Here is a 15189-nt window from a genome sequence, read left to right as displayed (position 1 = left end):
AAGGACCTTATAATGATTAGTAAATACTTGAAGATCACAGCATTGTCTCTAACCGTACTGTCTGGTTCTGTACAAGCAAAAGATGACGTAATAACAATCTATGGTGTCAAATCTATGTCGGGTGCATTTGCCAGCTACGGTAAATATGCTGACATGGGATCTCGATTAGCAGTCGAGGGTTATGGTGAGCTTTTGGGTAAGCAACCTGTCTATAAAGTCATCGACACAGAGGGTAATGCTGGTAAAGCCTTGCGTAAAGTGCAAGAGGCAGTAAACCAAGAAGGCGCAAAGTTTTTTGACGGGGGGACTTTATCTTCGACATCGTTAGCTATCGGTAAAGATGTGAACAAATCTGGAGGAATATTCATTACACCTGCAGGTGCTGATGAGTTGACGGGTGTTGATTGCAATGCAGCGACCTTTCGATGGTCGGTCCCTACCTATGGTGCTATCAGAGAAACAGTCACTGCACTATACAAAGAAGACCAAGCGAATAAGCGTTGGTACACTATTACTCCACAGTATGTTTTTGGTGAAGCATTGCTTGATAATGCTAAAGTAGTGTTTGATGAACTCGGTATTGAGCATGTCGGCAATAGCTACCATTCTCTACAAGAACAAGAGTTTTCAGGGTATTTAACAAATGCTATGGCCGCTCAACCAGATGTATTACTGCTCCTTAATTTTGGTGGTCAATCATCTAATGCCCTACGCCAAGCCGTGAATTTCGGGTTAAAGCAGCAAATGACCATTTTGGTCACTTGGTCTTCAGGGTTAGAGCAGTTCCAAGAACTTGGTACCAGTATCACTGAGAACGTTTTTTTTGGTGCACAGTACTGGCATACTGTTGACACACCAGAAAATAACAAGCTAGTTCAAGAGGTAAAAGAGGCATATGGTATAACGCCAAATTATCCTTTGGCTGCTGACTATATCGGAACAAAATTAATATTAGATGGAATTGCTATTGCCGGTTCGACAGAGCCGAGTAAAGTAGTTAAGTCGTTAGAAGGACATTCATATGAGGGGCCAACAGGAAAAGAAGTAATTCGTGCAGCTGATCATCAAATAATTAAAGATTACTACTTACTTAAAGGCAAATCAGCCTCACAAATGAAGGATCCAGATGACTACGCTCAAATTATTAGTTCTGGGAAGTCTTTCCCAGATGAATCAAGTCTAGAATGTAAATCAATTTAGTAGATAACGTAGCACATCTATTCTATTTTCTTGAATTGATTTCTGGAGAGTGTAATGAATCTATATTACTTTCAAGCTTTAAATGGCTTAGGATTAGGTATGATCTACTTTCTCATGTCTGTGGGATTGACGATTATATTTGGTTTGTTGAACTTTGTAAACTTTGCTCATGGTGCTTTCTATTTACTAGGTGCTTACTTAACTTATACCTTGGTTATTTATACAGAAAATTTTTGGTTAGCATTACTTGTTGCTCCTTTCGCTATAGCTCTAATCGCTTTGGTGTGCGAAAGAATTTTAATAAAGAGAGTCTATCACTTACCTCATACCTATCAAATACTAGTGACATTAGGTATGGCTCTAATAATTCAAGAACTATGTATATCCATATGGGGACCAATAGGAAAGAGTATATCTCCACCAGAGTTATTGAATGGTGTTATTCAAATGGGTAACTTTTTCTATCCGGAGTATCGTCTTTTCGTTATCTTTTTCTCCGCAGTGATTGCGGTAGGTATATGGCTGTTACTTGACAAGACTAAGTTCGGAGCACTGGTTCGAGCGGGCAGTGAGGATGCAGAGATGGTTTCACTGCTTGGAACCCATACGTATAGACTATTTGCGATTACTTTTGCACTTGGTGTGGCTCTTGCCGCAGTAGCAGGTGCTCTTGCTGCGCCACTTAGAGGGGTTCATCCTTTTATTGGACCGGAAATTCTAGGTTTAGCTTTTGTCGTCGTTGTCATTGGTGGAATGGGCTCTTTTACTGGTGCTTTGGTTGGTGGAATCTTGGTAGGGCTGGTCCAAAGTATGATGACAACTTTATGGCCTCAAGGTGCAAGTCTAATGATTTATGGGGCTATGGCTTTAGTGATTCTACTTCGACCTTATGGATTATTTGGGAGAGCTTAGGATGAATAGAAAAAATACGATTTATAGCGGCGTCACATGGGTTGCATTAGCGATTATTATATTTATGCCTTTTGTTTTACCGTCAATGACATTGGCAACGGAAATAGTAATATTTGCACTAGCAGCTTTGGCTTGTAATTTATTGCTTGGTTACACGGGTCTACTCTCATTTGGACAGGGAATTTTTTTTGGATCTGGTGCATATTCGGCTTCACTAGTTATGATCCATTTGGACTTTGGCCTATTTGGAGCATTATTTACCGCTACTTTATTTGGTAGTGTTTTAGCCTTTGTTGTTGGTGCGCTATCTATAAGAAGAACTGGTATATATTTCGTAATGTTAACTTTAGCATTTACCCAAATGGCCTACTTTCTTGCCTACTCATTCAGTGACTGGACCGGGGGGGATAATGGTTTGCTCGATGTTCCTAGACCGGAGCTTTCTATTTTTGGTGTTACTATTTCTAGTTTGTCAGACAGCAGTTCATTCTATATTTTTGTTGCAGTAATATTTATGTTGGTTTTTATTTCTGCACGAAGGATTATTCATTCTCCTTTTGGGACAACTCTTGTTGCGATCAGAGAGAATGAGGGGAGAGCTTCTGCAGTTGGTTTTTCAACAAATCACTTTAAATTGCTTGCATTTGTCATATCAGGAGCGATTACTGGACTAGCGGGCGCACTTTATGCAATGTTGATTAACTTTGCTCCTCTGTCAAATATTGAGTTGTTAATGTCGGAAAATATCTTAATCATGACAATTATAGGAGGGACAGGATCTTTGATAGGATCTATTTTTGGCTCCGGTGCAATTATATTGATTGGTGATGTTCTTTCGGCATATTGGCCTAGATGGATGATGCTTTTAGGCGCCGCTTTGATTGCTATAGTTCTAATAATGCCAGGCGGAATTTATGGTGGAATAATGAACCTCAAAGCCAAGGTTTCTAGTCTAAATCTGTTCAGAAAGGCCAAAGAGACACAGCTATTGGAGGTTTCTAAGTGATGAGTGAATATATACTGGAAACTTCTGGCCTTGGACTTAATTATGGTTCCTTTCTTGCTGTTGGCAATGTAGATCTTCGGATTAAAAGAGGTAGTATTCATACTATTATTGGTCCAAATGGCGCCGGAAAAACATCTTTGTTTCATTGCTTGACTGGAGAACGAAAGCCATCAAAGGGAAATATTGTTTTTAATGGAGAAAGCATAACCTCTTTGCCAGCTCATAAGCGCGTTTCACGGGGAATGTCACGCTCATTCCAGGTTACCAGCATTTTTCAAGAGTTATCCGTGAGGGAAAATTTACGAATAGCAGCTCAAGGTCGAGAGGGGTTACGTGCTTTAAAGTTCTGGGTCCCGGAAACTTCAGTTCAGTCGCATATTGATAAAGCAAATGAAGTACTTTCAAAGGTGAAACTCGAGGATGTTGCCGATCGACTCGCTGGTGAACTCTCACATGGACAACAGCGTGTTCTCGAAGTTGGTATGGCCTTATGTGGTTCTCCTGAAATCCTTCTGTTAGATGAGCCGACTTCTGGCATGGGCGTTGATGATATTCCTATGATGATTCAACTAATCTCGGAATTAAGCCAAGATCAGACAGTAATGTTGATTGAACACAATATGAAACTCGTGATGTCAATATCGGATTACATTACCGTTATGCACCAAGGTAACATACTTGTAGAGGGGGCTCCGAACGAAATCAAGGGTGATGTGCGTGTGAAACAAGCCTACTTGGGAGAAAACTATCATGAGTAAGCTAGTGATTAATAATGTCCATTCTTTTTATGGGAAAAGTCATATTCTACACGGGGTGTCATTATCTCTATGCCAAGGTGAAATAGTTACTCTTTTAGGTAGAAATGGTGCCGGTAAATCAACAACCTTGAAGTCTATAGTAGGAATAGTAAATCCAAAGGTTGGTCAGGTATTGTTAGATGATGAAAACTTAGTCGGCAGAGAAATATTTGAAATAGCCCGTTATGGCATCGCTCTTGTTCCCGAGCATAGAGGTATATTTGGAATACTATCTGTTGAGGAAAATTTGAAAATCGCGGTTCGCAGGGGTAGCCGATGGGATTTGGAGGATATTTATAGGATGTTTCCTCGCCTAAGAGAACGCAAGGCTAATGGGGGGAATGAACTCTCCGGTGGTGAGCAGCAAATGTTAGCGATTGCAAGAGCATTACTAAATAATCCTAGATTCCTGTTGCTCGATGAGCCCACTGAAGGACTAGCGCCAGTAATCGTAGATGAAATTGTTGATATTTTGGACAAGATACGTGCTCAAGGCGTTGGAATTCTATTAGTGGAGCAAAACCTATCCGTTTGCGAAAAGTTAGCTGACAAACACTATGTCATAGAACTCGGTAAAGTAGTTTATCAAGGAAGTCATGGTGAGTTTAAGTCTAGAGATGATATCAAAGATCGCTATTTGGCCGTTTAATTTTTAGAGAAGTGATTCAATATGATAGAAGAAAAAATAACTAGTGCTCTGTATCGAGTTAATAACGATCGATTATGGGACACCTTGATGTCTCATGGTGAAATAGGCGCGACCCCAAAAGGTGGACTGAATAGACTTGCGTTGACTGACCTGGATAAAGAAAGTAGAGAACTGTTTATTCTATGGTGTGAGCAATCTGGTTGCACTGTTCGAATTGACGAAATAGGTAATATTTTCGCTCGAAGAGAAGGGAAGAACAAAAACGTTCCGCCAGTCATGACAGGGTCTCACATAGATACTCAACCGACCGGTGGTAAATTTGATGGGTGCTTTGGTGTACTCGCTGGTTTAGAGGTTATACGCACGTTAAATGATCTAAATATTGTCACTGAAGCTCCAATTGAAGTCGTCGTCTGGACCAATGAGGAAGGTGCGCGTTTCCCTCCCTGTATGATGGGGTCAGGTGTCTATACCGGTAAAATTCTACTCGATGATGCTTTAGCGACAACGGATAAAGAGGGTATTAGTGTTAAGGATGCTCTAAAAGGCATAGGGTACGATGATTTGAAAAGCTCTCGTACCCATAAAGCCCAAGCGTATTTTGAGGCACATATCGAACAAGGACCTGTTCTAGAGGACGAGCAAAAGCAAATAGGTGTTGTGGAAGGTGCCTTAGGTCAAAAATGGTTCGATGTAGAAATTTTAGGCCAAGAAGCGCATGCCGGGCCAACTCCGATGCATCTGCGAAAAGATGCCAGTCTAGTAGGGGCGAAGATAGTTCAATTTGTTAATCAACTTGCAATTGATTATATGCCCCAGGGCCGGGGAACTGTCGGTTGTTTTGATGTCTATCCGAGTTCAAGGAATGTGATACCCGGTAGTGTAAAAATGACGGTTGATTTACGACACTCAGATATTGGCTGCTTAGATGCTATGGTAACCAAGTTTAAAGCTATGGTTGATCAACTTAGTGAGACGCATCGAGTACAGGCAATTATCACTCCTACGGCAGACTTCCCCCCAGTCCATTTCAATAGTGAATGTGTTAGTAAAGTAAGAGATGCGGCGAATGCCTTAGGTTACACCAATATGGGTATAACCAGTGGAGCAGGACATGATGCCATCTTCCTGTCAGATATCATGCCAACAGCGATGATTTTTGTACCTTGTGAAGGTGGAATTAGTCACAATGAGCGTGAAAGAGCGAACAAAGAAGATTTAGGCGCTGGTGCATCGGTCTTATTGAATGCACTACTCTTATGTGCTGGAGAGGTATAAATTATGTCCGAGGTAGCCACTACAGAGATTACCGATATGACTGCTGCTCAACTAGGGATGTTGTACAAAAAGAAGCAACTTTCTCCAGTCGAGGCTGCTGAGTCATTTTTGGCCAAAATTGAAAGCCACAATCCTATAGTTAATGCATACAGTCATATTGCAACAGAGTTAGCACTAGAGTCCGCGAAGGGTTCAGAACAGAGGTGGTTTAAGGGCACACCTTTAAGCCCTATTGATGGAGTCCCCTGTTCTATCAAAGATCTGACAATGGTGGAGGGTTTACCCAATCGCAGCGGCTCTCTAACCACGAGTGATAGACGGATGGATGTTGATGCTCCTTTTCCCGCAAGTATGAAACAAGCGGGTGCAGTCATCATGGGCAAAACGACAACTCCAGAATTTGGTTGGAAAGGCGTCACTGATAGTCGGTTAACCGGTATAACGCGAAATCCTTGGAATACTGCATTAACAGCAGGAGGCTCATCAGGAGGGGCGGCTGTTGCTGCTGCATTGAATCTAGGGGTCTTACACCAAGCTAGCGATGCAGGCGGCTCAATTCGCATACCAGCGAGCTTTTGTGGTGTATTTGGGTTTAAACCTACCTTTGGGTATATCCCTCAGTGGCCAGCGAGCGCTATGACGACGCTCTCACATCTTGGTCCGATAACGCGAACGGTTGAAGACAGCGTACTAATGCTTGACGTTGTGGCTAAGCCTGATATTAGGGATTGGTACTCTACTCGTGTTTGTAATAGCTCCTGGAGGACACGAGAACTTCTGCCGCTGAAGGGGTGTCGTATCGCGTATAGTCCTACATTGGGTTATGTGAATGTTGGTCAAGAAGTAAAAGCGGTCACAGACAATGTCGTTGAAAAACTGAGAGACCTCGGAGCAGACGTAGACACTATAGATCCGGGTTTTTCAGATCCTATTGAAACATTCTCAACGCTTTGGTTCGCGGGAGCCGCAAAAATTTTGGCATCTCTCAATATGCAGCAAAGAGAACTATTGGACCCGGGCTTTTTGAAAATTGCTAAGTTAGGAACGGAAATAGAAATCGTCGACTACATGGTAGCAGTAGATCGAAGAGCTGAACTTGGGGTTGCAATGCAGAAATTCCATACCAGGTACGATATATTGATTACGCCGACTCTACCCAACACGGCTTTCAAAGCAGGTCAAGATACTGAATCACAAGCTCAGAGAGACTGGATGGAATGGACTCCATTTACATACCCGTTTAATCTGACTCAACAGCCCGCAGCCACTGTCCCGTGTGGCCTAGCTAACGGACTTCCTGTTGGACTGCAGATTGTCGCAGATAGAGGTAAAGATTGGCTCACATTAGCCGTCGCTAAACACATAGAAAGGGAAAGTCGGTTTAAGTTTTTGAACGAACCAATAAGAATCAACTTTGGTTCTATATAAAATCAAACCGGTTTTAAAGCTGAATAGTCTCATTCATTAAAGAGTTAGCAGACCAAGTTGGACACCTCTGTTCTTACCTGCAATATAAAAATGGTAGCTTATGACCCAATGCAGTTTTGGTCTTTTTACATACTGGTAAATCGAAGTGCCGATTTACCTTCGGAACCCAAGTTACTCCTCACCACCAACCTACACCTTCAAATCATACCAACTACGTCGAATGTGCACTTAATGTAATCCCAATGGAAAGAAGGAACGACTTGTTTTGTCCAGCTGAGTTGGAGGTTCTGCATCTATGAATATCATAAAGTCTCATAGTGAAGTGTCGACTTCATTCTACCTACCTTTACCTCGTTATTGATTGTAATTACTTAACTAGGTGCAAAAACTATTGGCACCGCTCAGTATGGTGATGACATTGTCAGAGGTCAGTAAAAAGAAAGCACTATAAATAGCAATAAGTTAAATCCAAGTTAACAATAATCAGAGTATATCTGATAAATAAAAAAATTAATTATTACTTGGTTTTAATTTGGATATTATTATCATTGATGTGAATAAATTAACTCTAAAATATTGCAATAAATTTTTGAGATAAATATCATGTGTCACACGGTGATTGGTAAGGTTTTGCTTGATGCTTGCTATTGATCAAGTATTTGTATTTATGAGGTTTAATGTGATTAATGTAGTTAATGCTAATCATTAAATAATGAAAATAAATGGGTTTGATTTTTTGTGGCGACATGGAGTGTTAACATTTTTTGTCGTTTATCAGGTTCTAGTTTTGTTGGCCTTTCATGTTTGTAGTGTTAAGTGTGGTTATAGCACCTGAAGCGCAGTTTATTAATTGTTTTTGTCACTCTTTGAACTTTGTGTGTTTGGGTGGCAAAGAGCTGAAAGATGATTAGATGGCACTACTTATTCTATATGGCCTCTGTAGCGAGAGGATTGTGTTAATTAAGGTTTTGGTAGCCGCCTTAATGACGCACAACAACATTGGTAGCCTTATTACTGACTGAAAATAGTGGGTTGATAGTGAATTATTAGCCACCCACCATTGCGATTATTTGTTGCAGGTAAATAACACCTTACGATTGCCACTAAAAATGCGCGATAACACTCAGGAATATGGGGCGTTGTATTTGTGAAAAAGAGACAGGGCGTTCACATCGTTTAGAGAGATTTGTAATGCGAGGCAGGGCTGAATCTGCGTACGTATTTGATTGGCCCAAGGCAATGGTGCCAAGGGCGGCATTGTAACACAAGGAAAATAATATGAAATTAGCAGTAAACACCACCATGGCGCTGTCATTAGCGATGGCACTGTCCGCGCCAGCGCTGGCGAATGAGGCGTCCCAAGTGCTCAAATGGACGGGCAACTTACCGGGCAGTGGTACCGATGGTCAACACATTCGTATTCGTGGCGAAGGTCCTGTTGGTACAACATTGACAACGGGTGACGTTGTGGTCACCAGCCAGGGAGCGGCTGAGGGTACCTATGATATCAGTACTAGGGGCGCTAAGTTTCAGGTTGAGATACTCGAGGGTGAAGATCCTAGTAGTAACGATAGCTGGGCCATTACCTCAGACTATCAGCTGAAGTTCACCAATCTCGAGGTATTGGTAGGGGGTGTGGAAGACGTACTTGATACCGATGACTTTACCATCTCAGCGGCCGGTAGCGACTGGACGATAGGCGATGTGGGTGATATTACAGCCAGCTCTGTCGAGGTCAATGTCAATGCGCAAGGCATTAGCTACGCAGGGCTAACGCCTTATGCATCTATTGAGATAAATGCTGCCATTATGGTTGGCACCACCCTCTAGCTTGGAGTGCCGATATGTTGAAATGGCTTTGTGGTCTGTTGTTGTGCGCAACCTGTGCCAGTCAGGCGAAAGAGTTAACATTTCAAGTATCGATGGCCATTGAGCCTGCTGAATCGGCAGGCTCTAACATCCGTGTTGATGTTGACCAGGCGATATTTGACGCTGTTTATGACCCTTCTCGTCACAGTTTTAGGCCACTCCCTGTCACGTTCAGTGTGGTGAGTCCATTAAGCGATACCATCAGTGGCTATGACCTAAGGCTTATCTATAGTCGTCACGAATGTCAGGTCACCACCACCACTCAGGCGCCCGAGCCGATATCGCTCGACAACATCACCTTCAAGAATGGGACGGAGCTTGAGATGAATACACCTTATTCGTTCGGCTACCAAGCGGATGGCAGCCGCGATGAGAACGAGCAGTGGGTGGACCACGAACTGACGTTCACGTTTCCTTCTTTTCTATTTGACACACATCCGGAGCTTCGCCGTCAGTGTGTTGGTGCCATAGCAGTTGCAGTGAGGTTACCTGTATGAGATTGATGGCTGTGCTCAGTGTGACAGCACTGTTAAGCGTTAACTTAAGGGCGAGTGAGCATCCCGATGCGTTCACCCATTTTTTTGCCCAAACTCCCAAACCCATTACGGTCGTCCTCGCGGGTGAAACCACAGGGCAAGAGGTGATCGCGCAGGTCAACTTTGACCGATTTCGTATCGAACCAGAGAGCCGTGCCTATACCGAGATGAGTAACTTTCTTACTCGAAGTCAGCTAAATGGTGCCACTGTATCGATGATCATGGGCGATGCGGTGACGGGCATTGAGACCAATGCTGCGTGTTCGGTTCGCTTGAGTCAATGTGTATTGGCGATGTCACCAGACAGTCAGCCTCAGTATGTGTATGACTTTGATGAAGCGCTGCTGAAAATCTTTGTGCCAGCGTCCAGCTTGCGGGATGTGGTCACAGATATTGAGTATGAGAGTGCTTACAACGCAGAGAACGGGCTAATTAACTGGACGAACCTGTATGGGTTTAGCGATTTTGATGGCCATGACAGCATTACTTGGTCTAACGAGACGTACCTTGGGCTTGCGTATGGTCAATTGTATTTTGACACCACTTACTCCTCTTCTCGCCAAGATTTTACTACCTATGTTGGTCAATATGATGCCCATTGGCATAACTGGCGACTGCAAGCGGGCTACAGCCGCTATACCCCGACCTTTAACACGACTGATTATCTTAACAACGGTATTCGACTAGCTGGTGAGCGTGTGTTTGTGGGTCACAGTCGAAACCTTATTCGTGGCAATGTGGCCGATCTGCAGCGCATTAACTTCTATGCCCCTCAGGCGGGACAGCTGGAAATCTATCGTAATGAGCGTTTGATACTGAATCGAGTGGTGAACGAAGGAGGGCAGTATGTCAGTTATGCAGATCTGCCCCGTGGTGCGTATCAAATTACCCTGATTTTGCGAGTGGGGGGCGAGATTGTACTGACAGAAACCAGACAAGTGGTCAACAACAACCGGTTCGCCCTGCAGCAAGGACAAGTGGATATCGTGGCGGGGATAGGAAGACTTGATAAACCCCGGTTGGAAGAGTTTGACCAAGGCGTGTCTCGAGAGTTTGGTCGTGTGCTGCTTAATACTCGATGGTCAGACACCATCATGGTAGGTGCAGGGCTGATGGCCAACAGCGACAGTACCTATGTGCAAGCCGGGATTGGATACAACTACAGCCACTGGTTGTCAGCGACCTACGTCGGCGGACGATTTACGGACGATGAGTGGTATCAAACCAGTCGTCTTGGCTTGGGCCGTTTTTATGTCGATTGGCAGGCTACCGACGTCGACTCACAAGGGCGTCGGATGACATTAGCCCAAGCTCTGTATGGGACCACCAACCGTCGTGAGTGGGGGGTTGGGTACAGTGATGCACTCTTAGGAGGGCAGTTATTCATTCGTTATGACCGCGCGCGAAGTCAATACCACAACAGTATTCTCGTTGAGCATCGCGATATGGTGTCGACGGGTTGGTCGGTGCCTTTTTTTGGCGGGCATCTCAACCTCACGGCGGATTATGACTGGTATGAGCGTGGCCCAGATGAGTCTCGGTTTGGCCTGAGCTGGACGCGTGACTTAGGTCAAGGTGTGTCCGTTCAGATGACCACCTACACCAATCAGGCAGGTTTTGAATCCAACACCAACTATGTGCGAGCGCAACACGACAGCGAAAATTGGCAGTTGACAGGTGCGGTTGGAGCCAGGCTCGAACAAGCGCAACCGATGGGCGGTGAAATCAACGTCGCGGCCTATGGCGGTAACGAGCATTTGAGGGTATCGAGTTACGGTTTTGCCGATGACCGAGGGCGACAAAATGCGTCATTGAGTTTGAGTGGCTCTCAGGTGTTGACCCCGAGCTACGCCATGACCACGCGAGAGCGAGGCGCTTCTTTTGTTCACGTTGCGCGAGATTATGCCGGTGACTTTGAACAGACGCAGCCAACCCTGAAGCTGCAAATGGTGCGAGATGGTCGCTATGGATTTCGCGGGGACTTGGACTCGGATGAGGTACTGATGCCTGTGCCAACGTACGAGTTTATCCAACTCGATGTCGATGAGATGGGCAGTTTGCTTGATGTGGACAATCGTCACTTTAACCAGTTTACCCACCCTGGAGGGGTGTACAACTTTGCGATGACCTTGTCGCCTTTGGCCTACATGGTTGTGGTGTTGGATGATGTATTTGATGCGCCAGTCTCAGCGGTGCAGTGCGTCGGCGATGACTGTGTGAACGTCGATACATTGTCTGAAGATGGGGTGTTTGGCATTCGTTATCGTGAGGGGGGACGTTTTCGTTTGGTGTCCAATAAGGGGTTGTGTTTATTCGAGGCGATGGGAGAGCAAGGCTATTACAACGGCTATTGCCTACCAGGGCTCGATGCCACGGGCGACATGGATTGGGAGGAATTGCCGGAGGCCTTTGATAGTGAGGCGACTTGGCGAGACTCAAAAGACACCTTGCTGTTTTACCTAGGTCGTTTTGAGCATGAGGGTGATGCCCAAGCGGTGATGGCTCAGTTAGATGAGTTAGACATCCATTACAAACCGATTCGCGTCGCAGGGGAAGTGTTTGTGTATATCGTCGAGCAGCAGACATTCACTCAGGCGCAGCGAGCGCTATTAGAAAGTCTGGATACTTATGTCTTGCTCAAAGACGCGGAGTTGGATCTATTGACGATTCAGTCATCAGGAGAAAATAAGAAGGAGGGCGTATGAGGCTTGGAGTGTGGGCGATGGCGTTGTGTTTAGCAGGGAGCGTTAATGCTATCGAGGTCAATACGCTGTTTGCGGTGGCCAATGACGATGGGGTCGCGATGCTGACCTTAAATAATGATCAGCAGGAGCGCTTGTATGTCAACGTGTCGATGGCGGCACTGCACGTGGAAGAGGGGCAGTTGGTTGAGACGCCTTACAACCGCAGTAACGTGTTGGAGTGGGAGATAGAGGTTAAGCCCTCTCAAGTAGTGGTTAATCCAGGTTTTGAACGTGACTTTAAGGTGCAGCTTAAGTGTGGACAGGCCTGTGACCGAACGACCGACCAAGTGTATCAAGTCTCACTGCTGCCGGTACCTCACTTTCCAGACCGTCCACCTGGCTCATCGCTTGGTATGGTGTTTGGTTTTGCGCCAGTGATCATGATGCCAGGGGAAGAGCGCCCGCTCGACTATCACATCGAGTATCGAGCAGATGGGACGTTATGGGTAGAAAATTACAGCACCAATTATATGCGGTTGAAGATAGAGGCGTGTGAGGGTGGTGAAATAAGTCGCGACTGCACTGCTGAGTACACAGTGTTAGGGGGACGACATCTCGCCCTGCCACTGACCGAACGTCTGGCCAAGCTTCAACTGGCGGTGACGTTGGAAACGCACCGTGCTAGCTATCGAGACACTCAGGTGCTGACTCGAGGTAAGCAACATGAAGGCTAAGTTAGCGCTTTTGATGTGTTGTGGCTTTTGCACCTTGACAAATGCATCGGTGGACTTGCGTGGTGAAGTCGTGGGTCGGCAGTTGAACTGGACTAATGGCCAGACGGTTTCCGTTGGGGTGACCCCCAGCCACTGGGATGTGGTGCCAGCCCTGACTCCGACATCTCGGTGGCGGCCAGGGGCACTGACTAAGGGGGCTGAGCCGATAACACTCGAGCACCGTGATGGCTTAAGTAAGGTCGATATTACACCGGTGGGCATTGAATACCGTTTTGCTTCGTTTACCCCGGCAGCAGATGGACCACAGACGGGCACCTTGTGCTCGCTTAATCGCGTAGGGAGCAGTACCGCCACCGTCGGGACGATGGCCTTAGGGCAATGTTACTCAGACACGTGGCTGCTCTCTAGCTCAGCAGTGACACCCTTTAGTCACGTACACCCCCTGTTCAACACCACCTCGTTGGCGACGGATTTGTATGGGAAACCAGCGGGGGTGTATCGCTGGAGTGGTTCGCTCTCTTATGCCTACGAATATGCGTTTTCCGGCTCAGGGCAAGTGGTACGCCGAGTGGTGAACATGGCGACCACCATTGAGGTGCACCATCGCCCCGACGTACTGACGAGCATCAGCAAAACGGGTAATGGTGTCATTGAACCGGTGTACGACTATTTGAGCGACACGGTGTCAGGGGAGGCGGTCTTTGATGTGCGGGTGCGGGGCCAGTTTGATAATGGCATTACGCTGGCGCACAAAGACGCCAGCCGTGACTTTGCATTAACGGATGACAGCGCGGGTGAGTCAAGCCCGATTGCGTATTCGGTGTTATGCGACCAGTGCAAAGATACGCTACTGGTTCGTGAGGGAAGGGCTGCTCGTGATAACACGGTTGTCGAGAGGACGGGGACAGAGCTGCCGGTGACCCTTCGCGTTCGCGTGGAGAATGTGCCGATTGAACAGGGACAGTATCGCGATTCGTTCACGTTAGTCATCCGTGCAGGTCTGTAACAGGAAAGTTTATGAAGCAAAATTTCAGACAATGTGCACCCTTGCTGGGCGTCGGGCTGATATTGGCTGGATGCCAAGGGGAAGAGAGTCCCAAGGCACCAGCAAGTAATACCCTTATGTTGTTGGGTGTTAACCTTAAGGAGAAAATGAGTATGACGTCTAGGTACAGCAGTAAGGTAGTGTTCGCCTTTGGGGCAACTGTAATGGCGTGGCATTCGGTCGCTGGAGAGGGTTGGCACGTGGGCGGCATGGTCGGCATCGGCACCGCTTCTCAAAGCGCGGAGCATACCCATACAGAGTGGGTCTATGGGGGCTATGGGGTAACGAATTGGCTAGACATCGGGCTGGGAGTGAGCGCAATTGGCGCGACGGACCAAAATGACGCCAGCGTCAAACCCGCTCTTTATAACAGAGCCAAATATACGCTCAGTGAGGAGGACTCTATGTATGTAGGGCTAGGGATTAGGGGTGTTGACAGCCTTACGGCAGAGGTCGGCTGGTTGCATCGCTTCAGTGAACCCTTGTCATTGAACATTGGCTACCGTTATCAGCACCAACCCTTCAAGGTAGAGGAGGGCGATCTCTATACCTTGGGGATTGGGTTGGAGTGGCGATGGCGCTCAGCGCCGTTGGCCACATCGAGATCCAGTGAGGAGGTTGAGACGTTCCTTCGGCCGGTGAGTGAGCCTAGGGAGTCGAGTGTCGCACTCGTTCAGCACTCAGAGCCAGACTTATTAGCGCCAACTGATGAGTTGTGCCCAAAAGCAAAGGATATCCCGCTAAAGGCGTCAGAGACAACCCGCAGTTATACGATAGTTCCTGGCGATTGGGCGAGTAAGATTGCGCCGGCTCACTGCGTCACGCTAGCGTGGTTAGAAGCGATGAATCCATGGTTGGCAGAGCGTAATGCGCGAAAGGCCTATATTTTTCCCGGTGAAACCTTACTTGTCCCAAGTGACGCTCCTTAATCGCGTCGAAAGAGTGGGCTCATCGCTTTGGTCATTGCCTAAGGCGATTCGCGTAGTCCGTGTTGTGTAATGAATTCGATGACACCTTGCTGGTCAGTGAAGGGTGGGTAAGCGTTGAAAGC

13 protein-coding genes are annotated in these 15189 nt (G+C 46.2%); all 13 read left to right on the top strand.

What is annotated here, in order from left to right:
* Nucleotides 1–12 precede the first annotated feature (12 nt).
* The 13 genes from ACZ5R2_RS21195 (at nt 13) to ACZ5R2_RS21135 (ending at nt 15067) form a co-directional block, all read left to right on the top strand.
* The gene (locus ACZ5R2_RS21195; protein ID WP_464902640.1) at nt 13–1200 is read left to right on the top strand and encodes an ABC transporter substrate-binding protein; all 1188 of its coding nucleotides are present in this window, start codon (nt 13–15) and stop codon (nt 1198–1200) included.
* A gap of 54 nt (nt 1201–1254) precedes the next feature.
* Nucleotides 1255–2112 carry a branched-chain amino acid ABC transporter permease gene (locus ACZ5R2_RS21190; RefSeq protein ID WP_464902641.1) on the top strand — a complete coding sequence of 286 codons (858 nt, stop codon included), beginning with the start codon at nt 1255–1257 and terminating at the stop codon, nt 2110–2112.
* A 1-nt stretch (nt 2113) separates the two neighbouring features.
* A complete protein-coding gene (locus tag ACZ5R2_RS21185; RefSeq protein ID WP_464902642.1) occupies nt 2114–3118 on the top strand; it encodes a branched-chain amino acid ABC transporter permease in 1005 nt (334 codons plus the stop codon).
* A complete protein-coding gene (locus tag ACZ5R2_RS21180; RefSeq protein ID WP_464902643.1) occupies nt 3118–3876 on the top strand; it encodes an ABC transporter ATP-binding protein in 759 nt (252 codons plus the stop codon). The genes ACZ5R2_RS21185 and ACZ5R2_RS21180 overlap by 1 nt, the downstream gene beginning before the upstream one ends.
* Nucleotides 3869–4564: an ABC transporter ATP-binding protein gene (locus tag ACZ5R2_RS21175; RefSeq protein WP_464902644.1), complete on the top strand. Its 696-nt coding sequence runs from the start codon at nt 3869–3871 to the stop codon at nt 4562–4564. The genes ACZ5R2_RS21180 and ACZ5R2_RS21175 overlap by 8 nt, the downstream gene beginning before the upstream one ends.
* A gap of 21 nt (nt 4565–4585) precedes the next feature.
* A complete protein-coding gene (locus ACZ5R2_RS21170) occupies nt 4586–5842 on the top strand; it encodes a Zn-dependent hydrolase (RefSeq protein ID WP_464902645.1) in 1257 nt (418 codons plus the stop codon).
* A gap of 3 nt (nt 5843–5845) precedes the next feature.
* On the top strand, nt 5846–7270 hold the full coding sequence (locus ACZ5R2_RS21165) for an amidase (protein WP_464919450.1): 1425 nt from the start codon (nt 5846–5848) through the stop codon (nt 7268–7270).
* A gap of 1278 nt (nt 7271–8548) precedes the next feature.
* Complete coding sequence (locus ACZ5R2_RS21160; RefSeq protein WP_464902647.1) at nt 8549–9100, top strand: hypothetical protein; 552 nt, start codon at nt 8549–8551, stop codon at nt 9098–9100.
* Nucleotides 9101–9114: 14 nt separating this feature from the next.
* Nucleotides 9115–9636, top strand: a complete 522-nt coding sequence (locus ACZ5R2_RS21155) for a hypothetical protein (protein ID WP_464902648.1) — start codon at nt 9115–9117, stop codon at nt 9634–9636.
* Nucleotides 9633–12380, top strand: coding sequence for a TcfC E-set like domain-containing protein (locus tag ACZ5R2_RS21150; RefSeq protein ID WP_464902649.1), 2748 nt, complete (start codon nt 9633–9635; stop codon nt 12378–12380). Before ACZ5R2_RS21155 ends, ACZ5R2_RS21150 begins: the two co-directional genes overlap by 4 nt.
* Nucleotides 12377–13093, top strand: a complete 717-nt coding sequence (locus ACZ5R2_RS21145) for a hypothetical protein (RefSeq protein WP_464902650.1) — start codon at nt 12377–12379, stop codon at nt 13091–13093. The genes ACZ5R2_RS21150 and ACZ5R2_RS21145 overlap by 4 nt, the downstream gene beginning before the upstream one ends.
* Nucleotides 13083–14099, top strand: a complete 1017-nt coding sequence (locus ACZ5R2_RS21140) for a hypothetical protein (RefSeq protein ID WP_464902651.1) — start codon at nt 13083–13085, stop codon at nt 14097–14099. Before ACZ5R2_RS21145 ends, ACZ5R2_RS21140 begins: the two co-directional genes overlap by 11 nt.
* A gap of 11 nt (nt 14100–14110) precedes the next feature.
* Nucleotides 14111–15067, top strand: coding sequence for a hypothetical protein (locus ACZ5R2_RS21135; protein WP_464902652.1), 957 nt, complete (start codon nt 14111–14113; stop codon nt 15065–15067).
* Nucleotides 15068–15189: the final 122 nt, after the last annotated feature.

This window comes from Vibrio sabulosilitoris (assembly GCF_055391395.1).
Note: the sequence above shows the minus strand (reverse complement) of the source record. Positions and strands in the feature narration are given on the sequence as shown.

Bases quoted from the DNA above. Each gene is read 5' to 3' on its own strand.
- ACZ5R2_RS21195 (WP_464902640.1), top strand. From the start codon at position 13: ATGATTAGTAAATACTTGAAGATCACAGCATTGTCTCTAACCGTACTG.
- ACZ5R2_RS21190 (WP_464902641.1), top strand. From the start codon at position 1,255: ATGAATCTATATTACTTTCAAGCTTTAAATGGCTTAGGATTAGGTATG.
- ACZ5R2_RS21185 (WP_464902642.1), top strand. From the start codon at position 2,114: ATGAATAGAAAAAATACGATTTATAGCGGCGTCACATGGGTTGCATTA.
- ACZ5R2_RS21180 (WP_464902643.1), top strand. From the start codon at position 3,118: ATGAGTGAATATATACTGGAAACTTCTGGCCTTGGACTTAATTATGGT.
- ACZ5R2_RS21175 (WP_464902644.1), top strand. From the start codon at position 3,869: ATGAGTAAGCTAGTGATTAATAATGTCCATTCTTTTTATGGGAAAAGT.
- ACZ5R2_RS21170 (WP_464902645.1), top strand. From the start codon at position 4,586: ATGATAGAAGAAAAAATAACTAGTGCTCTGTATCGAGTTAATAACGAT.
- ACZ5R2_RS21165 (WP_464919450.1), top strand. From the start codon at position 5,846: ATGTCCGAGGTAGCCACTACAGAGATTACCGATATGACTGCTGCTCAA.
- ACZ5R2_RS21160 (WP_464902647.1), top strand. From the start codon at position 8,549: ATGAAATTAGCAGTAAACACCACCATGGCGCTGTCATTAGCGATGGCA.
- ACZ5R2_RS21155 (WP_464902648.1), top strand. From the start codon at position 9,115: ATGTTGAAATGGCTTTGTGGTCTGTTGTTGTGCGCAACCTGTGCCAGT.
- ACZ5R2_RS21150 (WP_464902649.1), top strand. From the start codon at position 9,633: ATGAGATTGATGGCTGTGCTCAGTGTGACAGCACTGTTAAGCGTTAAC.
- ACZ5R2_RS21145 (WP_464902650.1), top strand. From the start codon at position 12,377: ATGAGGCTTGGAGTGTGGGCGATGGCGTTGTGTTTAGCAGGGAGCGTT.
- ACZ5R2_RS21140 (WP_464902651.1), top strand. From the start codon at position 13,083: ATGAAGGCTAAGTTAGCGCTTTTGATGTGTTGTGGCTTTTGCACCTTG.
- ACZ5R2_RS21135 (WP_464902652.1), top strand. From the start codon at position 14,111: ATGAAGCAAAATTTCAGACAATGTGCACCCTTGCTGGGCGTCGGGCTG.